Source organism: Mangrovibrevibacter kandeliae (assembly GCF_024519155.1).
In the GTDB taxonomy this organism is placed as follows: Bacteria; Pseudomonadota; Alphaproteobacteria; order Rhizobiales; family Rhizobiaceae; genus Mangrovibrevibacter; species Mangrovibrevibacter kandeliae.
The window spans coordinates 138,820-162,008 of record NZ_JANIFJ010000002.1 but is presented as its reverse complement, the minus strand read 5'-3'; the positions used below and the strand labels follow the sequence as shown (position 1 = coordinate 162,008).

Annotated in this window: 24 protein-coding genes and 1 tRNA gene; 11 read left to right on the top strand and 14 right to left on the bottom strand. The window is 68.5% G+C overall.

Annotation, left to right across the window (positions count from 1 at the left end):
- Position 1: 1 nt before the first annotated feature.
- Both NPA30_RS07090 and NPA30_RS07085 read left to right on the top strand, forming a co-directional pair.
- On the top strand, positions 2-475 hold the full coding sequence (locus tag NPA30_RS07090) for a tellurite resistance TerB family protein (RefSeq protein WP_256801806.1): 474 nt from the start codon (positions 2-4) through the stop codon (positions 473-475).
- Positions 475-1,254 (top strand): glutamine amidotransferase, encoded by a 780-nt coding sequence (locus tag NPA30_RS07085; RefSeq protein WP_256801805.1) that lies wholly within the window; start codon positions 475-477, stop codon positions 1,252-1,254. The genes NPA30_RS07090 and NPA30_RS07085 overlap by 1 nt, the downstream gene beginning before the upstream one ends.
- 17 nt (positions 1,255-1,271) lie before the next feature.
- Here NPA30_RS07085 and NPA30_RS07080 read toward each other — a convergent pair whose 3' ends face one another.
- Positions 1,272-2,492, bottom strand: a complete 1,221-nt coding sequence (locus NPA30_RS07080) for an MFS transporter (protein WP_372338778.1) — start codon at positions 2,490-2,492, stop codon at positions 1,272-1,274.
- Between the two features lie 235 nt (positions 2,493-2,727).
- On the opposite strand from NPA30_RS07080, the gene NPA30_RS07075 reads away from it, so the two are divergent.
- Complete coding sequence (locus tag NPA30_RS07075; protein ID WP_256801803.1) at positions 2,728-5,073, top strand: hypothetical protein; 2,346 nt, start codon at positions 2,728-2,730, stop codon at positions 5,071-5,073.
- A 53-nt stretch (positions 5,074-5,126) separates the two neighbouring features.
- Here the strand turns inward: NPA30_RS07075 and NPA30_RS07070 are convergent.
- Positions 5,127-5,202: transfer RNA gene (locus NPA30_RS07070), tRNA-Ala, on the bottom strand.
- Positions 5,203-5,359: 157 nt separating this feature from the next.
- Between NPA30_RS07070 and NPA30_RS07065 the strand changes: the two genes are divergently transcribed.
- Entirely contained in the window at positions 5,360-5,662 is a 303-nt protein-coding gene (locus NPA30_RS07065) for a YggT family protein (RefSeq protein WP_256801802.1), read from the top strand.
- Entirely contained in the window at positions 5,632-6,015 is a 384-nt protein-coding gene (locus NPA30_RS07060; RefSeq protein ID WP_256801800.1) for a DUF167 family protein, read from the top strand. Before NPA30_RS07065 ends, NPA30_RS07060 begins: the two co-directional genes overlap by 31 nt.
- A 75-nt stretch (positions 6,016-6,090) precedes the next feature.
- Here the strand turns inward: NPA30_RS07060 and ppa are convergent, their stop codons facing one another.
- From ppa to NPA30_RS07030, 6 genes are all read right to left on the bottom strand, one after another.
- Positions 6,091-6,624 (bottom strand): inorganic diphosphatase, encoded by a 534-nt coding sequence (ppa, locus tag NPA30_RS07055; RefSeq protein WP_256801798.1) that lies wholly within the window; start codon positions 6,622-6,624, stop codon positions 6,091-6,093.
- 108 nt (positions 6,625-6,732) lie between these two features.
- Positions 6,733-7,509 carry a molybdopterin-dependent oxidoreductase gene (locus tag NPA30_RS07050; RefSeq protein ID WP_256801796.1) on the bottom strand — a complete coding sequence of 259 codons (777 nt, stop codon included), beginning with the start codon at positions 7,507-7,509 and terminating at the stop codon, positions 6,733-6,735.
- Entirely contained in the window at positions 7,506-8,357 is an 852-nt protein-coding gene (locus NPA30_RS07045; RefSeq protein WP_256801795.1) for a cytochrome b/b6 domain-containing protein, read from the bottom strand. The genes NPA30_RS07050 and NPA30_RS07045 overlap by 4 nt, the downstream gene beginning before the upstream one ends.
- 73 nt (positions 8,358-8,430) lie before the next feature.
- On the bottom strand, positions 8,431-9,066 hold the full coding sequence (locus NPA30_RS07040; RefSeq protein ID WP_256801793.1) for a hypothetical protein: 636 nt from the start codon (positions 9,064-9,066) through the stop codon (positions 8,431-8,433).
- A 377-nt stretch (positions 9,067-9,443) separates the two neighbouring features.
- Positions 9,444-9,950, bottom strand: a complete 507-nt coding sequence (locus NPA30_RS07035) for a GNAT family N-acetyltransferase (RefSeq protein WP_256801792.1) — start codon at positions 9,948-9,950, stop codon at positions 9,444-9,446.
- Positions 9,951-10,112: 162 nt separating this feature from the next.
- Positions 10,113-10,496: a PH domain-containing protein gene (locus NPA30_RS07030; RefSeq protein WP_256801790.1), complete on the bottom strand. Its 384-nt coding sequence runs from the start codon at positions 10,494-10,496 to the stop codon at positions 10,113-10,115.
- A 196-nt stretch (positions 10,497-10,692) separates the two neighbouring features.
- Between NPA30_RS07030 and NPA30_RS07025 the strand changes: the two genes are divergently transcribed.
- Both NPA30_RS07025 and NPA30_RS07020 read left to right on the top strand, forming a co-directional pair.
- A complete protein-coding gene (locus NPA30_RS07025) occupies positions 10,693-11,811 on the top strand; it encodes an AbrB family transcriptional regulator (RefSeq protein WP_256801788.1) in 1,119 nt (372 codons plus the stop codon).
- A gap of 240 nt (positions 11,812-12,051) precedes the next feature.
- On the top strand, positions 12,052-12,369 hold the full coding sequence (locus tag NPA30_RS07020; RefSeq protein WP_256801787.1) for a hypothetical protein: 318 nt from the start codon (positions 12,052-12,054) through the stop codon (positions 12,367-12,369).
- Between the two features lie 353 nt (positions 12,370-12,722).
- Here the strand turns inward: NPA30_RS07020 and typA are convergent, their stop codons facing one another.
- The 6 genes from typA to NPA30_RS06990 all read right to left on the bottom strand — a co-directional run bounded on the left by typA (position 12,723) and on the right by NPA30_RS06990 (position 20,237).
- Entirely contained in the window at positions 12,723-14,549 is a 1,827-nt protein-coding gene (gene typA / locus NPA30_RS07015) for a translational GTPase TypA (protein ID WP_256801786.1), read from the bottom strand.
- Positions 14,550-14,731: 182 nt separating this feature from the next.
- Positions 14,732-15,169 carry a GNAT family N-acetyltransferase gene (locus tag NPA30_RS07010; RefSeq protein ID WP_256801784.1) on the bottom strand — a complete coding sequence of 146 codons (438 nt, stop codon included), beginning with the start codon at positions 15,167-15,169 and terminating at the stop codon, positions 14,732-14,734.
- Positions 15,170-15,263: 94 nt separating this feature from the next.
- The gene (locus tag NPA30_RS07005) at positions 15,264-15,827 is read right to left on the bottom strand and encodes a GNAT family N-acetyltransferase (RefSeq protein ID WP_256801782.1); all 564 of its coding nucleotides are present in this window, start codon (positions 15,825-15,827) and stop codon (positions 15,264-15,266) included.
- A gap of 123 nt (positions 15,828-15,950) precedes the next feature.
- The gene (locus NPA30_RS07000; protein ID WP_256801781.1) at positions 15,951-16,730 is read right to left on the bottom strand and encodes a Bax inhibitor-1/YccA family protein; all 780 of its coding nucleotides are present in this window, start codon (positions 16,728-16,730) and stop codon (positions 15,951-15,953) included.
- Positions 16,731-16,938: 208 nt separating this feature from the next.
- Positions 16,939-19,428 (bottom strand): ABC transporter permease, encoded by a 2,490-nt coding sequence (locus tag NPA30_RS06995; protein ID WP_256802394.1) that lies wholly within the window; start codon positions 19,426-19,428, stop codon positions 16,939-16,941.
- Positions 19,429-19,526: 98 nt separating this feature from the next.
- On the bottom strand, positions 19,527-20,237 hold the full coding sequence (locus tag NPA30_RS06990; protein ID WP_256801779.1) for an ABC transporter ATP-binding protein: 711 nt from the start codon (positions 20,235-20,237) through the stop codon (positions 19,527-19,529).
- Positions 20,238-20,300: 63 nt separating this feature from the next.
- Here NPA30_RS06990 and NPA30_RS06985 point away from each other — a divergent pair, with 63 nt between their 5' ends.
- The 4 genes from NPA30_RS06985 (at position 20,301) to NPA30_RS06970 (ending at position 23,102) form a co-directional block, all read left to right on the top strand.
- Positions 20,301-21,005: an arylesterase gene (locus NPA30_RS06985; protein WP_256801776.1), complete on the top strand. Its 705-nt coding sequence runs from the start codon at positions 20,301-20,303 to the stop codon at positions 21,003-21,005.
- A 192-nt stretch (positions 21,006-21,197) separates the two neighbouring features.
- Positions 21,198-21,806 carry an RNA 2',3'-cyclic phosphodiesterase gene (gene thpR, locus NPA30_RS06980; protein ID WP_256801774.1) on the top strand — a complete coding sequence of 203 codons (609 nt, stop codon included), beginning with the start codon at positions 21,198-21,200 and terminating at the stop codon, positions 21,804-21,806.
- A 116-nt stretch (positions 21,807-21,922) separates the two neighbouring features.
- Positions 21,923-22,333, top strand: coding sequence for a YkvA family protein (locus tag NPA30_RS06975; protein WP_256801770.1), 411 nt, complete (start codon positions 21,923-21,925; stop codon positions 22,331-22,333).
- Positions 22,334-22,595: 262 nt separating this feature from the next.
- Positions 22,596-23,102, top strand: a complete 507-nt coding sequence (locus NPA30_RS06970; protein ID WP_256801768.1) for an invasion associated locus B family protein — start codon at positions 22,596-22,598, stop codon at positions 23,100-23,102.
- Positions 23,103-23,189 lie beyond the last annotated feature (87 nt).

Genomic DNA, 23,189 nt, shown 5'->3' with positions numbered 1-23,189 from the left:
GATGCTTGACGGTTTCAAGGAGTTTCTCCGCGGCCTCGGCGAGGTTCACAGCGACGCCGCCGCCTATGGTATGGACGACGTGCGGGTGGCGGCCGCCGCGCTCCTGTTCCACGTGGGCAGTGCGGACGGGGTGGTGACGGAGGAAGAACGCCGGCTGCTGCGCGTGCTTCTCGCCGACGAGTTCGGGCTCGATCCGCGCGAGGCGGAGAGGATCGCGCGGGCCGGTCGCGAGGCCGATGCGGAAGCGGTCGACCTCTTTCACTTCACCTCGATCGTGAAGAACCATCTGGACGAGGACCGGCGAATCCGCTTCGTTGAGCTTCTCTGGGACATGACCTACGCCGACGGCAGCGTGCACGAACTCGAAGACAATCTGGTCTGGCGCATCGCCGAACTGATCGGCGTCTCCTCGCGCGACCGGATGCTGATGAAGCAGCGCGTCGCGGCGCGCAGCAGCGGAGCCGAGCCGACCTGATGGATCTTGCCGACGATACCGCCATCCGCACGACGACCGTCCAAGCCGCCGATCCGCACCGCTACATCCTCGAGGGCGACGATGATCCCCGCCCGATCCTCGTCGTCCTGCACCAGGAATCCTCGACGCCGGGCCGTGTCGGCCAGATCCTCGATGCGCACGGGGTGGCTGTCGACATCCGCCGGCCCATCCTCGGCGAGGCGCTGCCCGAGACGCTGGAGGGGCATCGTGGCGCCATCGTCTTCGGCGGTCCGCCGAGCGCCAACGACGCCGACGACTACATCCGCCGCGAGATCGACTGGCTCGACGTGCCGCTCGCCGAGAAACGGCCGTTCCTCGGCATCTGCCTCGGCGCGCAGATGCTGGTGAAGCATCTGGGCGGGACCGTCTCGCCACATCCCCAGGATCTCGTCGAGGTCGGCTACTATCCGCTGCAGGCCACGCCGCAGGGCCGGCAGCTGATGCCGCATTGGCCGGAGATGGTGTACCAGTGGCATCGCGAGGGCTTCGACCTGCCGCGCGACGCCACGCTGCTCGCGGCCGGCGACCGCTTTCCGCACCAGGCGTTTGCCTACGGGCCGAGCGCGTATGGCGTGCAGTTTCACGCCGAGCTGACGCTCGCCATGATGCATCGCTGGACGACGCGCGGGCATGCCCGCACGCTGCTGCCCGGGGCGCAGCAGCGCCGGGCGCATTTCGACGGGCGGGCGATCTACGACGCGCCGGTGCGGCGCTGGCTCGAGGAGTTCCTCGCCCGCATCTTCGGCCGCCCGGCCTGAGCGCAGGCGGGCCGCGCTCAGACGCGGCCGGACAGGTGGCGCGCCTTGCGCAACTCGGGAAACAGCCGCGACCAGAGCAGGGCGACGCCCATCGTCGCGAACCCGCCGACGACGACGGCCGAGACGGCGCCGATGAGCGCGGCCATGATGCCCGCGCGAAACTCGCCGAGCTCGTTCGATGCGCCGACGAAGACCTGGTTCACGGCGTTGACGCGGCCGCGCACCTGATCCGGCGTCCACAGCTGCATCAACGTCTCCCGCACATAAACGCTGATCATGTCGGCCGCGCCCATCAGCGCCAGTGCCAGGATCGACAGCCAGGGCCAGGTGGAGACGCCGAAGAGCACGGTGAAGGCGCCGAACAGGAAGACGAAGGCAAACATGATCCGCCCGGCATGGTCCTTCACCGGGTGGGAGGCGAGCCAGGCGACCATCAGCAGGGCCCCGACGCCCGGCGCGGCACGCAGCATCCCGAGGCCCCACGGGCCGACCTTCAGGATGTCCTGCGCGTAGACCGGCATCAGCGCGACGGCCCCGCCGAGCAGCACGGCGAAGAGGTCGAGCGAGATCGCGCCGAGCACCACCTTCTCGCGCCAGATGAAGTCGAAGCCCGCGACGATGGCCTGAACCGTCGGCGGCTCGGCGCTCGTGCGCTGTGCCGGCGCCTTGATCAGGCTGACCAGCAGCGCGCCTGTCGCGAACAGCACCAGGCCGACGCTGTAAGCGGCTTCCGGCGAGACGCCGTAGAGGAGGCCGCCGGCGACGGGGCCGACAATGGTGGCGATCTGCCAGGAGGAGGCGTTCCAGGCGATGGCGTTGGCCAGCTCCTCCGAACTGACGAGGTTGACGACGAGCGAGGTCGAGGCCGGGCCGAAGAAGGCGCGGGCGATGCCGAAGCCGACGAGCACGACGAACACCGGGACCACCGACGTGAAACCGATCCACGACATGGCCAGAAGCGCTGCGGCGCCCATCGCTTCGAGGAGGATCGCCACGCTCATGATACGGCGCCGCGAATAGCGGTCGGCCGCCGCTCCCGTCACGAGCACCAGCAGCAGGGCGGGAAGGAACTGGCAGAGACCGACAAGGCCGAGATCGAAGGGATCACCGGTCAACGCGTAGACCTGCCAGCCGACCGACACCGCGACGACCTGCGTCGCGAAGGTCACGAAGAAGCGCGCCAGCCAGTAGAGGACGAATTGCCGGTTTCGAAAGGCCGCGAACCGGTCCTCGCTGATCGCCTCGCCGTGGCCCGTTGTATCGGCGGGCTCACCAGCTCTGTCTTCTGCACTCACGACTCGCACCGGCCTTTCGTCTGCGGCGGATGCCTATCCGTCTTCGCAACACTTGACCAGCGGCAACCCGCGCCGGGCCCGCTGGCGGCACGAATTGACAGGTGCCGCAGGGGCAGTGTTCAACTTCTCTCCGGAGGGCGGGCAGGCTCATCTTCGACGGTTGCCCGGCGGTACCATCATGGCAACGGGCAGTTCCGGATCGCGCGCGCGCATCGATCCGCCGGTCAAGGCGATCTATCTCGGCCTCGGCTGGAACTTCACCCTCCTCGTCGACGGGCAAGTCGACGCCGGCGCCACCTGGACGGTGTCGGACCCGGCGATCGGGTGGTTCGCCTCGCCCGGCGTCTTCAACCTCTACGAACAGTATCGCGCCAGCGTCTCGACGCTCACGGCGAGGAGCAGCGACGGCAAGGCAAGCGCGACAGCCACGGTCTACGTCCTCGTGCAGGCGCCGTTCGGCCTTGGCGACAAGCCGGCACTGGTCGACGACTTCGCCATCCCCGGCGTCATCCAGTCGGTGCGATGGAACGACGAGAAGGGACGGCGCGCGGCGCTCCTTGCCTACGACGTCCTCAACCAGTTGCCGAAGGCCTTCCTCGACGCCATCGGGCAGGTCGCGATCATCCGCGCCCAGGCGCTGCCGAGCGGCGCGCTCGGCCAGCACTGGCCGCTGTTCGACAACCCGGTGCTGATCGCCGAGGACAAGGTGGTCTCGAAGCTGCAGATCACCCCCGACCTCAACGACGCCGACTACGACTTCTGCGACACGTTCTTCCACGAGCTCGCGCACGTGGCGTTGACGCGGCGCGCGATCTCGGACATCGACAAGGTCCTGCTGCTTGGGCTGACGGTCGGCTCAGCCATCGGTTCGGCCGCCGCCGCACCGTTGAGCCTCGCTGCGCTGACGCTGTCGCCGGCCTATGTGTATCTGCGCTATTTCAGCCTGTTCTCGGGCGAGGACTTCGCCTCCGAGTTCGCCAGGGTCGGCGGCTGGGTGATCAACAACACCAACCCATTCTCCTTTCTCTGGCACGACACCACCAAGATCCCGAACGCCGTCAGCGGCTGGAGCCAGATCGGCTGGACGGTGAAGCTGCGCAACACGAACCGCGCCAACGTTCCGATCCTGTTCGATCCCAATGCACAGGAGGCCGCCTTCCAGGCCGCCGGCTTTGCGAGTTCCTATGGCGCGACGGACGTTCACGAGGACTGGGCTGAGTCGCTGACGGCAATCGCCTTCGACAAGCCCGTCGCCAGCACGCCCGCGTTCAAGCCCCGGCGAGACTTCATCATCGGCGCGGGCGTCTGGCCGAAGGGTTCTGGCGGCCTCGAGGTCGGCAAGACCTATTTCGAATGGACGCGCGCGCAGAAGCCGCCGCTGCCGCCGCCCGACCTGTCGCAGTTCCGGGTCTATTTCGGCTTCTTCAGCGGCAAGCCGCGCGACACCAAGCCGGTCCTGAAGATCTCCGCCTTCCGGATGAAGGCCGAGGCGGAGGAGGACATCCCGCCTGCCGCAACGAGCGCGCGCGACCGCGAGGCGCTTCTGGCCGAGGACGAGGGCTTCGGCAAGCCGGACAGCAGCGTCGATCTCTATCGCGACGCCGTCGCGGCCCGTCTGGAAATCTCCGCCCATCTCGACGGGCAAGGGGAGGGGCAGACCCTGCTCGACAGCGCCGCCGGTCCGGCGCGCGAAGCGATCGCCTCGATCCTTTCGCCCGCCGGCGGGGCCGGAGAGCCAGCGGACGACGGCGGACGGCTGATCGACCTCCTGCGCCTTGCCGAGCGGCATGGCGAGGGGCTCGTTGCCGTGAGCGTGACGCCGCAGACGGATCGACTGCTTCTGACCCCGGGCGGCGCGGCGGCCGGTGATCTCCTGTTCGCGCCGGACGGCAGTTGCCTCGTCGTGGCGAGCGTCGACAGCGAGGGGCGTATCCTGTCCGCGGCGGCACTGCCCTCGGCGCCGGAGCCGGACGGCAATGGGCTGCCGAAGCCGAACTTCACCAAGCAGCTCGATCCAACGCGCTTCGCCTTCCGCTGGCGGCCGACGGCCGAGCCGCGCCGGTGGACGGCGGAGGGGGCGACGGCCTATGCGGACCTGTCAGCCGATCTCGCGGCGCTTATCGGGCTCTGGGGCGAGACGCAGGACGAGCGCGGTCGCGACCTCTCCCTCGCCGGCAATTTCGCCGCGCAGACGCTGCGGCGCATGGGGATCGAGGCGAAAGGGCTGCGCGACGAGGGCGCCGAGGGGCTGGAGGCCTTCTTCGAGGCGCGCGGCCACGAGATGCGGAAGCTCGGCAAGGCGGGGATCGAGGATCTTCGGCCGGGCGACCTGGTGCGCCTGCGACGCGGCAAGCTCTGGGCGGTGTGCCTTGCGGTCGCGCCCGACCGGGAGACGCTCGACCTGCTCGTGCAAGGCGGCGTCGCGCCGGGGTTCTGCGAGCCCGAAAACGCCGTCTGCGTGAAGAAGGGCCAGCCGGCTAATGCCCTGGACCGCCTGTGGCGGCCGTCAGCCGCTGCGGGTTGACGGCGGGGCAGGACGCGACGAGGACGTCTCGTCGAAATCAAAGGGAAGGCCACTGGTGGAGCTGAGCGGGATCGAACCGCTGACCTCGTCATTGCGAACGACGCGCTCTCCCAACTGAGCTACAGCCCCGTCCACCGGTTCCGCGGATGTACGTGCACGCCGAATGGCTGTCAAGCGGCCCGGATCCCGCTCCATGCCTGTGGTCGGCTGCCTCGCGGGCCTCGCCTTGCGGAAGCCTCATGCGCTGGTTACATGGGCAGCGTCCCAAGAGAGGTCCCGCCCGCCGATGCAAGCGATCGCAGAGCTGCTGCTGTTCATCCTCAACATCTACTGGTGGATCGTGATCCTCTCCGCGATCCTGTCCTGGCTCTACGCGTTCAACATCGTGAATGCCGGCAACCCCTTCGTGGACGCCGTCGGCTCGTTCCTATACCGGATGACCGAGCCGCTGTTCCGGGTGATCCGGCGCTTCCTGCCCAATCTCGGCGGCCTCGACCTTTCGCCGCTCGTCGTGCTGCTGGGTATCTTCCTCCTGCAGCGCGTCATCACGCTCTACGTGTGGCTGCCGGCCATGCGGGCGGGGATCTGACGGGCCAAGAGATTCCAGCCTTCGCGGAGCTGCGTGACGGGGCGCTCCGGATCCACGTCCGGCTGACGCCGAAGGCGGCGAGCGACCGCATCGACGGCGTTGCAGCCGGATCGGACGGACGTGGGGCTCTTCTCGCCCGGGTGCGGGCGCTGCCGGAAAAGGGCGCCGCGAACGCGGCGCTGCTGTCGCTTCTCGCCAAGGCTCTGAAGCGGCCGAAATCCAGCCTGTCGCTCGACGCCGGCGCCGCGGCGCGGATCAAGACGGTGCGGGTGACCGGCGAGGCGGACGATCTCGTCGCAGCGCTTTCGCGCCTGCGTCTCGCGCTGCCGGACGTCGAACCCGGCGGCGGATGACGCCGGATCAGGACTGATCCGGCAAGCCGTCGATGAGGCTGCCAGGCGGCGACCTCCGGCTCTGGATGTCGGCGTTCAGCCCTGCCGCTCGTAGCGCGCGACGGCTTCGAGGATCAGCCGCTCGGCCTCCGCCGAACCGCCCCATTCGCCGATCTTCACCCACTTGCCGGGCTCGAGATCCTTGTAGTGCTCGAAGAAGTGCTCGATCTGCTTGAGCGTGATCTCCGGCAGGTCGGAATGCTCGTGCACGTTTTCGTAGCGGCGGGTGACGTCCGGCGAAGGAACCGCGATCACCTTCTCGTCCTGGCCCTTGTTGTCCTCCATCACGAGGACGCCGATCGGCCGGCAGTTGATGACGCAGCCCGGAAACAGCGGCCGGGTGTTGCAGATCAGGACGTCGATCGGGTCGCCGTCGTCCGACAGGGTGTGGGGCACGAAGCCGTAGTTCCCCGGGTAGCTCATCGGCGTGTAGAGGAAGCGGTCGACGACGAGGACGCCGGCCTCCTTGTCCATCTCGTACTTGATCGGATGGCCGCCGACGGGCACCTCGACGATGACGTTGACGTCCTTGGGCGGGTTCTTGCCGCGCGCAATGGCTTCGATACGCATGGATGCTGGCCTCTGGCAGGGTAACGGTCGCGGCGTCTCTAGCCGCTCGCGCGCTGCAGTGCAATCAACGGCCACACGGCGGTCCGGCGGCGGATTTTCCAGCGCGCGTCAGATCCCGGCATACCACTCGTAGCCGCGGTCTTCCCAGAAGCCGCCCCGGCCCCCCCAGAACCCGTCGAAGCGCTCCACGACCTCGATGCGCATGACGTATTTGGCGTGCTTGTAGCCCAGCTGCCGCTCCACCCGCAGCCGCAGCGGAGCGCCGTGTCCGACGGAAAGGTCGGCGCCGTTCATGGCGTAGGCGAGGATCGTCTGCGGGTGGAACGCGTCGATGAGGTCGATGCTCTCGTAGTAGCGCCCGCTCCCATCCAGAGTCTGCTCCAGTTCGTCGGCGCAGTGGAAGACGACGAAGCGGGCCTTCGGCTGCAATCCGGCCTGCTGCAGGAGAATGCCGAGCGGAACGCCCGTCCACTGCCCGATCGCGCTCCAGCCTTCGACGCAGTCGTGGCGGGTGATCTGCGTTCGCGCGGGAAGCGTCTTGAGGTCAGCGAGGGAATAGTCTGCCGGCCGGTCGACCAGCCCGTCGATCGTCAGCCGCCAGTCGGTGAAACCGGTCGCGGACAGAGCGGCGTAGTCCTCGCTGTCGGGCGCCTGGGTGCCGTTGACGCGAAAGGTCGGCGAGATGTCGGCGGAGGAGAACTCGCGCGCCAGCGGGCGGCGGCGGAGCAGCAGGCGCTGCGCGTCCATCGTCAGCGCCTCGGCCGACCGCAGCACGGCTTCGACATCGGGATCCTGGCTCAGAGCGTCGCAGCCGGGCAGTGCGAGCACGGTGGCGCCGAGCGCGCCGGCGGCAAGGACGCGCCGGCGGGTGAGAAGAGGGCTCATGCCTCGGGCTCCTCGCTGCGGATGGCGTAACGGCCGGTAATCATCGAGCGCATGTTGTTCAGGGGACCGGACAGGATCACCATGACGACATGGACGGCCACGAACAGGACGAGCAGCGAGGCGGCGACGAAGTGGATCAGGCGGGCCGACTGCCGACCCCCGAAGACGTCGAGCAGCGTGGGGATCGCCGCGTCCACGCCGGGCGACATCGTCAGGCCCGTCAGGACCATCAGCGGCAGCAGGCCGGCAATGACCGCGAGATAGCTCAACTTCTGCAGCGCGTTGTAGCGGCGCGCGTGCTCGCCGGACGGGAAGCGCAGGCGCGCGTGGTCGAGGATCTCGCGCCACAGGTGACGCGGACCGAGCTCCCGCCGCCTGGGCGCGATATCGCGGCGCAGGTGGCCGCTCAGAAGCCCATAGGCGAGGTAGACGAGGCCGTTGAGGACGAGGAGCCAGGCGGCGAAGATGTGCCAGCGGCGGCCGGTCGCAAGATCCTGGTAGGACGGCAGCGTCAGCCAGTCGGGAAAGGCGCGCGCGGCCAGTTCGCCATCGGCTGTCGACACGCCGAGCACGCCCGTGGTCGGGATGCTCAGGCCTCCGATCCGCAGGAAGCCGCGCGGCTCTGCCGCGCTGCCCTCGGCGCCGATCTCGATCGCGGCGGGGTCGGCATCCGCCCCGTATTGGCCCCAGTGCAGTCTCGGATAGGCGTTGAAGATCTGCAGGCCGCTCAGGAGCAGGACGCAGAAGCAGGCGACGTTCACCCAGTGCGTCAGGCGCGTGACGATGGCGTGGCGATACATCAGCGTGATGCGGCGGGACGGCGTGCCGCCGAACGGTTCTCTGGTCATGGCTTGTTCTCGTCATGCGTCTGCGAAGTCGGCATGCGGCGGGGCGGCCGAGGGCGCCCCGCCCGGGACCGGGTCACATCGGCGGGACGACCCCGTTGTTGCCGACCACGACGCGCTGTGCGCTGAGCTTGCCGTCCGCGGCCTTCGCGGCGGTGACGAAGACCCGTGCGCCGGGCTTCAGGTCGTCCTTGGTCGCCGGAGCGATGGTGACGACCGGCGTGCCATCCGGAACGGCGATCTTCTTTTCCTTGCCATGGAAGGAGACGGTCACGGTCCGCCCGTTCACGTCCTTAACCGCATCCGCGACCGTGGCGTTCGTCATGGTGCTGTTGGGCTTCAGGTCCCAGCCGTAGCTGCCCTCGCCGGTGCCCTTCATGGCCGGCGGGAAGATCAGGACTTCGAGCGCACCGTCCCCGCCGTCCGCCTCGGGCAGCGAGGCGATCCCGACGAAGTCGCCGGGCTTGATGTCGCCGAGGGTCGCGCTGGCGACGCCGGACACCGTCCAGCCATCCGCAAGCGCGAGGTCGACCGTGTCGCCCTCGCGCGTCTTCACCTGCAGGCTGTCGCCTTGCAGGGCAACGATCGCGCCGCGCACCCGAACCGGCTCCCCCTTGGCGGCTTGGGCGAAGGCCAAGGAGGGAAGGCCTGTCAGGAGGCCGGTGGCGATCATGCCGAGCACCAGGGCGGTCGGCTTCAGGGTCTGGAACATACACGTCTCCTGTATGCCTACTGATAGGTAGGCAGGGCGCACAAGCAAGTCCGCAGGTGCGCCGAACGCTGCGGACATCGAGACCGCGCGGCAGCGGGTGCCGTCGCAGCTTCCAAGTCACCGTCAACAGCGCCTCCACCGATGGTGGAGGCTATGCCGGACGTCGTGGTTCCCCGAGCTCACGGACTGACGGAGATGTCGCCGCCGCGGCGCGTACACCGAGATGACTGGCGCCCTCTAAAGCTACCTACTGATAGGTAGGCACCTTTCTAGTCAAAGGCGTCGTTGTCTCGGTGGAGAGGGTGATGAACCTCACGGTGCCGCCGTGTCAAATGACGGAAATGGGAGCCGCCGGCACTTCGGCGGCCACGCGCCGGTTACTGCCAGACGTAGGCGAGCTTGCGCAGCGTGACGCCGTCGAAACGCTCGTTGCCCTCCGCGACGTCGATGCCACCGGAGCCGGCATAGAAACGGCACGCGCTCTCGTTGTCTGCGAGCGCCCAGACGGCCACGCCCTCCATGCCCCGCGCGCGCAACAGGTTGCGGGCCGACTGGAACAGGCGCCGGCCGAAGCCGAGGCCCTGATATTCCGGCTGGAGATAAAGCTCGTAAATCTCGCCCTCGACGGCCAGCGCGTCGGTGCGGTTGCGGCCGAGCGTGGCATAGCCGACTGCGGCGCCATCGAACTCGAGCGCCAGGATCGCGGCGCGATTGCCGATCGCCTCCGCCCACCAGGCGGTGTTGCGGCGCATGATCATGCGGGTGAGCGCGCGGTGCGGGATGATTCCGGTGTAGGCGCCGCGCCAGGCTGCATCATGGACGGCCGCCAACCTTCCCGCATCGGATGGCTTTGCAAAGCGCACTTCGGCGGCAATCGTCTTCATGTCGCATTAACCATGAATGCCGGAAAGCGATCCGTCGATCGTGTCATTAATCTGCCGCCATCGGATACACCACCGCACCACCTAGCCGCCCTTGTGCAGCCGCCACAATCCGGCGGTGGGCAGGCGCCGGCGTTTGTCACAGAAAATCCGAGGGTGCCTCGCCTATCGGCGCCCGAGGACGCCTTCCGCCAGCGCCTTCTGGATGCCCGCGATGTTGGCGCCGCGCGACAGCTCGCGCCCCAGCGGCTCGTGCTGGCCGGAGATCCAGATCTTCAGCTCCGCGTCGTGGTCGAAGGTCCCGGCCGTCTCGATGCTGAAGGTGGTGATCGAGCGATAGGGGATCGACTGGTAGCTTCGCTTGCGCCCGGTCACGCCCTGCTTGTCGACGAGGATCAGACGCCGGTCGGTGAACACGAAGAGATCGCGGATCACGGCAAAGGCGAGGTCGATCTCTTCCTGCGGGATCAGGATCGGCTCGAGATCGCGCCGCACCTGATCGACGTCGACGTCGCTGGCAAGGCCGAGCAGGCCGGACAGAAGTCCCATCGTGTCAGTCCTCTCAGGGGGTGGCAGCTTTGATGCCTCGGCGCATCCGCAGATGGCGCGCGACCGGACAGGGACAAGGCGCGACGCGACCCCTGCCGGGCTCGGCCGGCGTTGACAAAGCGCAGTGCACGGTCCCTCTATGCGGCACTGTGCACTGCACAGACCTTGATGTGACGCGGCCGCGGAGGAGCGCGACATGCTTCGATCCGCCCGTCCGTCGCGCCCCCGGATCGCCGCCCTGCCCGAGCCGGCGCAGTGGGCGCTGCTCCTCGCCCTGTCCGCCGTCGGCGTCGTGCTCCTCGAACTCGTGCACCTGCCGGCCGCGCTGCTCCTCGGCCCGATGGCGGGCGGCATCGTCCTCGCCGCGGGCGAGGCCAGAGTGCGCGTGCCGCTCCTTCCCTTCCACCTGGCGCAGGGCATCATCGGCTGCATGATCGCCGGCAGCCTGACCACCGACATCCTCGGGCGCATCGCCGCCGACTGGCCGCTGTTCATCGGCGCCGTCTGCTCGGTGCTCGCCGCCAGCACGGCACTCGGCTGGCTCCTGGCGAGCTTGCGCGTCCTGCCCGGCACGACGGCGATCTGGGGTGTCTCGCCGGGAGCGGCCACTGCCGTCGTCCTGATGGCCGAAGCCTTCGGCGCCGATTTCCGGCTGGTCGCCTTCATGCAGTATCTGCGGGTCGTCTTCGTCGCCGTCGCGGCCTCGGTGATCGCCCGCATCTGGATGGTCGAGGGCGCGGGGCAGGCCGTGTCGACGGGCTGGTTCCCCCCGCTCGAGCCCGGCGCCCTGCTGGCGACGGTGGCGGTCGCAGTGGCGGGCGTGGCGATCGCGAGGCGCCTGCGCATCCCCGCCGGACCGCTGCTCGTGCCGATGTTCGCCGCCGCGGTGCTCGCCGATCTCGGCTGGCTGACCATCGACCTCCCGCCCTGGCTGCTGGCGCTCAGCTATCTTCTCGTCGGCTGGAGCATCGGCCTGCGCTTCACCCGTCCGATCCTCCTCCACGCCGGGCGAGCGCTTCCGAGCGTCGCGGCCTCCACCCTTGCGCTCATCGCCATCTGCGGCGGCTTCGCGGCGCTGCTCGTGGTGTTCGCCGGCATCGATCCGCTGACGGCCTACCTCGCCACCAGCCCGGGCGGTGCCGACTCGGTCGCCATCATCGCGGCGTCCAGCCACGTCGATCTCTCTTTCGTGATGGCGCTGCAGATGGCGCGGTTTCTCATCGTCCTGTTCGCCGGACCGGGCATCGCGCGGCTGCTGGCACGGCGGTTCGAGCGCGGCGGACCCGTGCCCGGCAAACCGGCAGAGCGTCGATAAGGCTGTCGAACCAACGGGTTCGATCGCAGCATGACGCTGCGCTGCGGCCGCTGCCGCACATTTGGCAGGCACGATGCCGGCAGCTTGAGCGAAACTTGCCGTCCTACGTTCTCTATGGAGAACACGAAGTTCCCTTTGCGCGTCTACCGGCGCCCCCTGTGTCAAGCATAGATCACGCCCATCGAGACGGCGACGCAACACCGCGGCTCTGTCGTCTCAGCATTGATGAGGGATATGATCATGCAGACCAAGCTTCTTCTCGCCGGCGCCGCCGTGCTCGCCATGACCGCCGCCGCTTCGGCTCAGGTGGTTCCGGGCTCGGGCGGGACGTTCTACAACGGCCCGGCCACGCATCAGGACCGTGACGTGCCGGCCGCCAACGGCGCCCGCACCAGCGTCGGCTCGACCATCGTCCCGAGCTCCGGCGGCACCTTCTACAACGGCCCGTCCAAGCCGCGCTCGACCTCCTTCAGCTCCGACGGCACCTATGCGGCCCCGCGCCTGAACGGGTCCTCGGATCAGCCGACGCAGATGGTTCCGGGTTCGGACAGCTTCTGAGCAAGGCTCCTCCAGTCGTTCGAACCCTTCCCCTCTCGAACGACACAAGGCGGCGGCGTCTCCGGACGCCGCCGCCTTTTTTTATGGTCCGACGTGATGCCGGCGGCCCGGCCGCCTCCCTTCGACGGGCGGCGCCCGTGAGGGCGCCCGCCTCGGCCCGAGCTGTTCCCGTGACCGGGCAGCCGTCCTCGGAGACAGCCTTGGCCCGTCGAGCGCCGGCCGGCGGCAGCCGTGATCCCCTCGTGTCCGCGAAGCCTGCGCTCGGCCGGACATGACAATGGGCAGGAGCGGCTCTGCAAACCGCTCCTGCCCTTGATGTCTTGGCTCACAGGCGTGCCGTATGCGGCGCGGCCTCAGGCGACGTTGCGGCTCTTCTCGAAGCGCTTGCGCTCGTTGGAGTCGAGATAGAGCTTGCGCAGCCGGATCGACTTCGGCGTCACCTCGACCAGCTCGTCGTCCTGGATCCAGGAGAGCGCCCGGTCGAGCGTCATGCGGATCGGCGGGGTCAGCTTGACCGCCTCGTCCTTGCCGGCGGCGCGGATGTTGGTCAGCTGCTTGCCCTTGAGGACGTTGACCTCGAGGTCGTTGTCGCGCGAGTGGATGCCGATGATCATGCCGGCATAGACCTTCTCGCCCGGATCGATGACCATCGGGCCGCGGTCTTCCAGGTTGAACATCGCGTAGGCCACCGACTCGCCCGCCGCGTTGGCGAGGAGGACGCCGTTGACGCGACCCGGCAGCGGCCCCTTGTAGGGCTGGTAGGAGTGGAACAGGCGGTTCATGATCGCCGTGCCGCGCGTGTCGGTCAGAAGCTCCGACTGGTAGCCGATGAGGCCGCGGGTCGGGGCGTGGAAGACCAGCCGCTGCCGGCCGCCGCCGGACGGGCGCAGCTCGACCATCTCGGCCTTGCGCTCGCTCATCTTCTGCACGACGACGCCCGAGTGCTCCTCGTCGACGTCGATGACGACCTCCTCAATCGGCTCGAGCGTGTCGCCGTTCTCGTCCTTCTGCATGACGACGCGCGGGCGCGACACGCCGATCTCGAAGCCTTCGCGGCGCATGGTCTCGATCAGCACGGCGAGCTGCAGCTCGCCGCGGCCGGAGACGTAGAAGGAGTCCTTGTCCTCGGCCTCCTCGATCTTCAGCGCGACGTTGCCCTCGGCCTCCTTCAGGAGGCGGTCGCGGATGACGCGGCTCGTCACCTTGTCGCCCTCGGTGCCGGCGAGCGGCGAGTTGTTGACGATGAAGCTCATCGTCACGGTCGGCGGGTCGATCGGCTGGGCGAGCAGCGGCTCGGTGACCTGCGGATCGCAGAAGGTATCGGCGACCGTGCCCTTCTGCAGGCCCGCGATGGCGACGATGTCGCCGGCTTCCGCATAGTCGATCGGCTGGCGCTCGAGGCCGCGGAAGGCGAGGATCTTGGAGATGCGCCCGGACTCCAGCAGCTCACCGCTGCCCGAGAGGACCTTGACCGACTGGTTCGGCTTGATCGAGCCGGACTGGATGCGCCCGGTGATGATGCGGCCGAGGAAGTTGTTGGCTTCCAGGATGGTGCCGATCATCTTGAACGGCTCGTCCTTGCCGGCGGTGTCCGGCTCCGGCACGTGCTTGAGGATCAGGTCGAACAGCGGCGCGAGGCCCTGGTCCTGGGGGCCCTCCGGCGCCTCGGCCATCCAGCCGCCGCGGCCGGAGCCGTAGAGCACCGGGAAGTCGAGCTGCTCCTCGGTGGCGTCGAGATTGGCGAAGAGGTCGAAGATCTCGTTCAGCACCTCCTGGTGGCGCTCGTCCGGCCGGTCGATCTTGTTGATCGCCACGATCGGGCGCAGGCCGACCTTCAGCGCCTTGGACAGTACGAACTTGGTCTGCGGCATCGGCCCCTCGGAGGCGTCGACGAGGATCACCGCGCCGTCCACCATGTTGAGGATGCGCTCGACCTCGCCGCCGAAGTCGGCGTGCCCGGGGGTGTCGACGATGTTGATGCGGGTGTCCTTCCAGACCACCGAGGTGGCCTTGGCGAGGATGGTGATGCCGCGCTCCTTCTCGAGGTCGTTGGAGTCCATCGCCCGCTCGTCGACGCGCTGGTTCTCGCGCACCGAGCCCGACTGGGCGAGCAGCTTGTCGACGAGGGTCGTCTTGCCATGATCGACGTGCGCGATGATCGCGATGTTGCGAAGCTTCATAGATCCACCAGAATGAGAAAGGCTCGGTGCGGGGCGTCCGGGAGGGACGGCGCTGCCGCAGGTCTTGCGCGCGTCCATACAGGAATTACTGCAGGTGCGAAAGGGCGGGGGAGGGGAGGAGGGATGGCGGAGCGGCGCGTCGGCGGAATGGGTGGGCTGCAGAGACCGGTGTCCCCGCGCCGTCAGCGGCGGATTTCCTCGCGGGCGAGTTCTTCCAGCGCATCCCCCGTCAGTCGAAAGAAGGTCTTCTCCTCCAATGGCCTTGCCCCAAGGGAACGATAGTAGTCGAGGAGGCGCCCGTCGTCGCGATCGGCGGTCCAGTCGACGCGCCCGTGGCCACCGGCCTTGGCCGCCTGAGCGACGGCCTTCAGCAGTCTGCGCCCGATGCCGTCTCCGCGATGAGCTGCCGCAACGAAGAGATCCTTCATGAAGAGGCCGGAGCTCAACCCCGGGCCTGGATAGACCGGTCCGTATGCTGCGAGCCCCGCAACGGTGCCATCGAGATCGGCGACGAGAAGCACGACTCCTTCAGGCAGTGCGTCGAGGGCGGCCTCGATCTCTGCCAGCGGCGGGCATGCGGCACCGTAATGAACCTGCATGTCCTGCAGAAGAAGAGCCATCCCCGCGCGGTCGGCCCTTCGGTATGGCCGGACAGTGATGGCTGATGTGGGTCGCACGGACTGTGGTCCTCGATCAGATGCGGGGTGGCGTCTGTTACCCTCCGTACAGCGTCCCCGGATACGCCGCTTCGTCCGGCAGCGTGTCCTTGCCCTCGCCGAGCGGCAGCTGCATCAGCACCGTGTCGATCCAGCGGCCGAACTTGAAGCCGGAGCCTTCGAGGACGCCGATGTGCCGGAAGCCGGCGCGCTCGTGCAGCTTGATCGAGGGGGCGTGGTCGGCGCCGCCGATCACCGCCACCATCTGCCGGAACCCGAGTTCGGTGGTGAGTTCGACCAGCCGCTGGAGGAGCTGCGTGCCGACGCGCTTCCCCTTGGCCTCGGGCGAAAGATAGATCGAGTCCTCGCAGAACCAGCGATAGGCGGGCCGGGTGCGGAAGGCGCTGGCATAGGCGTAGCCGAGCACCGTGCCGCCCGCGTCCTCGGCGACGATGTAGGGATAGCGCTGGTTGGTGATCGCCTGAAAGCGCGCCTGCATCTCCCGCGCGTCCGGCGGCGTCAGCTCGTAGGTCGCGGTGCCGTGCAGCACGGCGTCGCGGTAGATCGCGGTGATCGCGTCGATGTCGGTGAGGGCGGCGGGGCGGAGGACGATGGCGCTCATGAGACTCGCAAGACGGGTGACCATGCCGAAGATCCGGGCTGTCCGATCGATGCCAAAGCGCGGCGCAAAAGAAAAGGGCGACCCGAAGGCCGCCCTTGTCCGATCCGATGATCCCGTGCCGCGTCAGTTGCGGTTGCCGAAGAGCTGCAGCAGGAACATGAACATGTTGATGAAGTCGAGGTAGAGCCGGAGCGCGCCCATGATCGCCTTGCGGCCCATCACGGCGGCGCCGTCGCCCTCGAAGTACATCTCCTTGATCTGCTGGGTGTCGTAGGCGGTGAGGCCCGCGAAGACCAGAACGCCGATCACCGAGATGGCGAAGGCGAGCGCACCCGAGCCGAGGAAGATGTTGACGATCGAGGCGAGCACCACGCCGATCAGGCCCATGAACAGGAACGAGCCCATGCCCGAGAGATCGCGCTTGGTCGTGTAGCCCCAGAGCGACAGCGCGCCGAAGGAGGCGGCGGTCACGAAGAAGGTCTGCACGATCGAGTCCGGCGTGAAGATGATGAAGATCGACGACAGCGACAGGCCGACGAGAGCCGCATAGGCCCAGAAGGTCAGCTGCGCCGCGGAGACGCTCATCTTGTGCACGCGGAAGGACAGGAAGAACACCACCGCGAGCGGCGCCAGCATCAGCACCCACTGCAGCGGCGAGCCGTAGATCGCGGCGCCCGTCGAGGTGAGCATGGTCTTGCCGATCTGCGCGACCGCCTGGCTCGGATCGTTCGTCGTCGCGACCGAGAAGAGGCCATAGGCCGCAACGCCGGTGATCGCGAGGCCGAGCGCCATCAGGTTGTAGACGCGGAGCATGTAGGTCCGCAGGCCCTGATCGATCGTGCCGTCCGCTCTCGTACCGGCCGCAGGAACGCTGCGCGCCCCGTAGTTCCGATAGTCAGCCATTGATAGAATTCCTTTCTGCGTATCCCGTCCGGTGTCGAGCACTGCCGAAGGATCGGAAAGCCTCGAGGCGCCGCTGGCGGGACGCCCAGCAAGCCTAGTCAAGAATATGCGGATGCCGGGCGTCCGACACAAGAGCCCCGAAGCTTGACCGATACGCCTTTCGGAGGCCTGGCGCGGTTAATTCTTCGTCATTGACCTTATCCGGGGCTCACAGCTCGCGCAGCACAGGCGCCGCCTTCTGGCCGAGGACGCGCCAGGTGCCGGCCAGGCCGAAGCCGACGGTCAGCAGCAGCGACAGGAGCAGCGTCGTCAGCGCCACCGTGGCATCGAAGCGGAAGGGCAGGCTCATGATGCCCGCCATCACGTACCAGGCCGCAAGCGTTCCGGCGCCGATGGCGAAGACGGCCGTCGCCGCGCCGATCAGCATGTATTCGGTGGTGAAGGCGCGGATCAGGACCGAGCGCGTCGCGCCGAGCGTCTTCAGGACGACGGCGTCGTGGACGCGGTTGCGATTGCCCGCGGCGAGCGCGCCCGACAGCACCAGCACGGAGGTGACGAGCGCCACACCGGCGGCGGCGCGGATCGCGAGCGCCAGCTGGGCGATCAGCTGGTTCACCGCGTCGAGCGCGTCCTTCACCCGCACGCTCGTCACCGCCGGGAAGCGGTTGGTGATGCCGTTGAGCACGGCCTTCTCCGCCGCCTCGCCGGCGCCCGGCATCGACAGCGTCGCGAGCCAGGCGTGCGGCGCCCCGGCGAAGGTGTTCGGCGAGAAGACCATGACGAAGTTGATCGACAGCGACTCCCACTGCACCTGTCGAAAGTTGGCGATCCTGGCGGTGATCTCGCGCCCGAGGACGTTGACCGTCACGGTGTCGCCGAGCTTCAGCCCGAGCGCGTGCCCCTCCTCGGCGGCGAAGGAGACGAGCGGCTCGCCGCTGTAGTCCGCCGGCCACCACTGGCCTTCCGACAGCGTCGCATTCTCCGGAAGCTCGGCCGCATAGGTGACGCCGCGGTCGCCGCGCAGCACCCAGGCGCCCTCCGGCGGCACGGTCAGCTTCTCGACGGGGGTGCCCTTCAGGCCGGTGATCCGGCCGCGCAGCATCGGCACCGCCTTCAGCGCCGAGCCCGGCGCGAGCTCTTCGATCGCCTGGCGGAAGGGGTCGATCTCGCTCGACTGGATGTCGACGAAGAAGAAGTTCGGCGCCCGGTCGGCCATGCTGGTGCCGATCTCGGTGCGCAGGCCGTTGTCGATCAGCGCGACCGCGACGAGAAGCGTCAGGCCGAGGCCGAGCGACAGGACCACCGATGGGGTCAGGGCGCCCGGCCGGTGGATGTTGCCGAGGGCGAGCCGCAGCGGCGTCGAGTGCACCCGCGGCGACCGGCGTGCCAGGGCTTGGATCGCCCAGGCGACGAGCCGCAGGATCAGGAAGGCGATGGCGGTGGCGACGAGGAAGATCGCCGCGACCTTGCGGTCCCCTGCCATCAGCAGCGCCAGCGCCGCGATCACCAGCGCCAGTGCGCCGGCGCCGAGGCCATAGGCCCAGCGCAGTCGGAACCGCCCGACGTCGGACGTGCTGCGAAACAGCGCCGTCGCCGGCACGTCCCGCGTTCGCCCGAGCGGCAGGAGCGCGAAGGCGAGCGCGGTCAGCAGGCCGAAGAGAGCGGCGACCGCGAGCGCGCCGGGATAGATCGAAGCGTTGGCGGCGACGGGAATCGCCGCTTCTAGCAGGGACGCGGTGGCGAAGGGTGCGAGCGCGCCGAGCACGAGGCCGATCGCGATGCCGAGAAGCGCCAGCACCAGGATCTGGATCAGGTAGACCGAGACGACGAAACGACCGCCTGCCCCAAGGCTCTTGAAGGTCGCGATCACCGCCCGCTTGCGGTCGAGATAGGCATTGACCGCATTGGCGACACCGACGCCGCCGACGATCAGGGCCGTCAGCCCGACGAGGGTCAGGAACTGCGAGAAGCGCTCGATCGAGTTCTGCAGCGAGGGCGCGGCCCGGTCGGCGGTGCGGATGTTCCAGCCGGCCTGCGGGAAGGCCTTGTTGAGCGCGTCCATTGGCGGCTTCGCCGCCGCTCCTGGTGGCAGGCGCAGCTTGTAGGCGTGCTCGACGAGGCTGCCCGGCTGGATCAGTCCGGCTGCATCGAGCGCGGTCTTCGCGATCATCAGCCGCGGCGCGAAGTTGAAGCCGTCGGCGAGCACGTCCGGCTCGCGCGTCAGGCGCGCGCGCAGCTCGAGCTCGGTGTTGCCGAGCTTGATCGTCGCGCCCGGTGCGAGGCCGAGCCGATCGAACAGTTCGGGCGCCGCGATCGCGCCGAAGCGGCCGTTGCGCTCGGCGAGGAGGTCGCCGAGCGGTCGATCGGAATCGGTCTCGATGCGGCCGTAGAGCGGGTAGCTGCCGTCGACCGCCTTCACTTCGCTCAGGGACTGGTCGCTGCCGTCCGGCAGGCGCGCCATCGAGCGCAGCGAAACCGTTTCGGACAACGCGCCCAGCGCCTCGATCCGCGTCCGCTCGTCCGCCGCCAGTTCCCGCTGGCCGGTGGAGATGCGCAGGTCGCCGCCGAGGATCGCGCGGCCCTCATGCGCGATGCCGTCGGTCATCATCGCGGCGACGGAATTCACCGCCGCGATGGCCGCGACACCGAGCGTGATGCAGGCCAGGAAGATGTAGAAGCCGGACAGGCCGCCGCGCATTTCGCGCAAGGCGAACCGCCAAGCGAGCCGCAACTGCCCGAGCCGTCCTGCCGGCGCGCCGGAGGCGGCGCTGCCGGCGTCGGCGGCCTCGACGGCGCTCACTGCGCCGCCACCGTCTTCTCGACGGACGTGCCGCCATCGTCGTGGATGACGCCGCTCTCCACCGCGATCTCGCGGCCGCAGCGCGCGGCGAGCCGTTCGTCATGGGTGACCAGCACCAGCGTCATGTGCCGGCGCGCCTGCTCGGCGAACAGGAGGTCGGCCACCTGCCGCCCGGTCGCCTGGTCGAGATTGCCGGTCGGCTCGTCGGCGATCAGGATCGCCGGCTCCGGAGCGAGCGCACGCGCCAGCGCGACGCGCTGCTGCTCGCCGCCGGACAATTCGCCTGGATAGTGCGACACGCGGTCCTTGAGCCCGACCTGCGCCAGCTCGGTCTCGGCCCGGGCGAAGGCGTCGGGATGGCCGGCGAGCTCAAGCGGCACGGCGACGTTCTCCAGCGCCGTCATGTTCGGGATCAGGTGGAAGGACTGGAAGACGATGCCGACATTTCGCCCGCGAAACTCGGCGAGGCGATCCTCGCTCAGCCCGTCGAGCGACTGGCCGGCGATCTCGACCCGGCCGCTGTCGGCCCGCTCCAGCCCGGCGAGAACCATCAGCAGCGTCGACTTGCCCGAGCCGGACGGGCCGACGATGCCGACCGATTCACCGCGTGCGACGGTGAGGTCGACGCCCTTCAGCACATGCACCCGGCTGCGGCCCTCGCCGAGCGTCAGGTGGACGTCGCGCAGTCTGATCGCCGGTTCTGCCACGCCAAGCTCTTCCTATATCGAGAGGAACGGCCTCTGCGAGGCCTCCGGCAATATGGGTTGACCATGCACCGCTTCCAACCGATCGCGCGCCTTCTTCTGCCGCTTCTCATGCTCTGCGGCATCCTGCCCGCCGCCGCGCAGACCGCGCCGCAGGGCCCTGGCACCGGACCGATCGAGCTGGTCGCCTTCGGTGACAGCCTGTCGGCGGGCTATGGCGTCGGGCCCGGCGAGTCGTTCCCCGAGCAGCTTCAGGCCGCCCTCAGCGCGAAGGGCTACGACGTCGCGGTGACCAATGCCGGCGTCTCCGGCGACACCACGTCCGGCGGCCTCGCGCGGCTCGACTGGTCGGTGCCGCAGACCGCCGATCTCGTCATCGTCGAACTCGGCGCCAACGACGCGCTGCGCGGCATTGCGCCCGAGATCGCCGAGAAGAACCTCGGCGAGATCCTGGAACGGCTGAAGGCGCGGGGCACTGCGGTGCTGCTTGCCGGGATGCTGGCGCCGCCGAACATGGGGTCGGACTACGCCGCCGCGTTCGATGCGATCTACGAGCGCCTGGCAGACCAGTACGACGTGCCGCTATATCCGTTCTTTCTCGACGGGGTCGCGGCCGATCCCGCGCTCAACCAGGCCGACCACATGCATCCGAACAAGCAGGGCGTCGCCGTCATCGTCGAGCGGATGCTGCCGGCGGTGACGCAGGCGCTCGACCGGATCCGCCCATCGGCACCGGGCAGGGACTCCGCAGTCAGCCCGACGCGGGGTTAGGATGCCAAGCCAGCGATACGTGCGATTCAGGCGGCGTGCGGATCCGGATGGCAGGCAGCGGCGGCGAACAACTTGTGCATTGCCGCAGACGCGACAGCGAAAGCCCCTTGATCCGAGGGCGCGGCGCTTGAAACCGCCGACTCTCGATGAGAGTCTTCCGGGAAGGTCCCTCAGGAGCGGAAGGAACCCGTGATGCCGCGACTCTTCACAGCCATCGAGATCCCGCGCGACGTCGCCCTGTCGCTGTCCTTCCTGAAGGGCGGGCTGCCCTCCGCCCGGTGGATCGACGTCGAGAACTACCACCTGACGCTGCGCTTCATCGGCGACGTCGAGCCGCGCCATGCCGACGACATCGCGAGCGCTCTCGAAAAGGTCGACCGCGCGCCGTTCGATCTGGCGCTCGACGGCGTCGGCGCCTTCGGCTCCAAAAAGCCGCACTCGGTCTATGCCGGCGCCGCGCCGTCGGCGCCGCTGGAGGCGCTGCAGGGCGAGATCGAGCGGATCTGCCAGCGTCTCGGCCTCGCCGCCGACCCGCGCAAGTTCGCGCCGCACGTCACGCTGGCGCGGCTGCGCCAGCCGAAGGTCGACGACGTCGCGCGCTATCTCGCGCTGCGTGGCGGCTTCCGCACCCCGGCCTTCACGGTCGGCCGCTTCGTGCTCTACTCGTCGAAGGATTCGGTCGGTGGCGGGCCTTACGTGCTCGAAGCCGCCTACCCGCTGCAGGGTACGCGGGGCGTCGAGCGGCGTGGGCCCCGGGTGGCGCCGCTGCCGCAGCCGGCCGCGTTCGGCCTGGCACGCTGAAGGCCGGCGCCGGGGGAGCGGCGGCTGCGTTCGACCGGATCGAAAAGCCGCCACTTGCTGCCTGCTTGGCTGCGACCCATTTCGCATTCACCCCATCAACGGACGCCGCAGCCCCTATGCCGAAGACCCCTCAGCTGACCAAGCTCGACATCGCCAAGGCCCTGCGGCCGGGATCGCGGGAGGAGCAGAAGCGGCGCGAGGAGCGGGTCCGCTCCTCGTTCTTCGACACGGTGCGACGGGCCCTGCGCCACATTCCCTTCATCGAGGACGTGGTCGCCTCCTACTACTGCGCGCTCGATCCGGAGACGCCGCTGGCGACGCGCGGCATCCTTCTTGCGGCCCTCGCTTATTTCGTGCTGCCGATGGACATCATCCCGGATTTCCTCCTCGGCTTCGGATTCACCGACGACATCGCGGTGCTCTGGGCCGCCTTCAACGCCGTGCGCGACAACATCCGGCCGGAGCACTACGCCAGGGCGCGCGCGGCGCTCGGGGATCTGCAGAACGAGGATCGCGGCGGCGCCTGACGGGCGGGTGCGGCAATCCGGCGGCGCAGAAGTGTCGATTCGGTCACACTGTCGCCAATTTTTGCCGAAGAGTCGCGGGCGCGGCGTTCGGGTGGTTCGGTTCTGAGCCAAAATCACTCGCAGTTACAATAAGTTGCAGTGTCTGGCTTGAGCCGGGCGTGGCCGGTTAACTGCAATTAAAGGTAACTTCGATTAAACTTGCCGCCAGTTGCCCCATGCGGGAGCGACGGTTCGCAGCGACACGAAAGACGAGCGGGGAGCCATGTCTCTGAAGAAAGTCCTGACGGCAACAGCGACGATCCTGATCCTGTCGAGCGCGGCCTCCGCGGCCCAGACCCCTACCCGGATCAGTCAATTCAACGATTGGGGGACGTATTCCTACAGTGCCGACGGCGGCAAGGTCTGCTATATCCTCTCGCAGCCGAAGACGATGGAGCCGGCCAACGTCGATCACGGCGACATCTTCTTCCTGGTCTCGCAGAAGCCGGGCCAGGGCGTCTCCTACGAGCCGCAGGTGGTGATGGGCTACCCGTTGAAGGACGGCTCCAAGGTCATCGTCGACGTCGACGGCAAGAAGTATTCGATGTTCGTCAAGGGCGAGTCGGCCTGGATGGAGAACGCCGCCGAGGAACCGCAGCTCGTCGCCGCACTGAAGGCGGGCCGGCGCATGGAGGTCGACGCGACCTCGCTGCGCGGCACCGACACGCGCTACACCTACTCGCTGTCCGGCGTGACCGCGGCGCTGAACTCGATCAACAGCTGCAAGTAGTCGACCCGGCCGATGGCCGCAGGATGAAGGCGCCGGCTCGTCCGGCGCCTTCGGCGTTTTTCGAGGCGGCCGGCGCCATGCGACGCG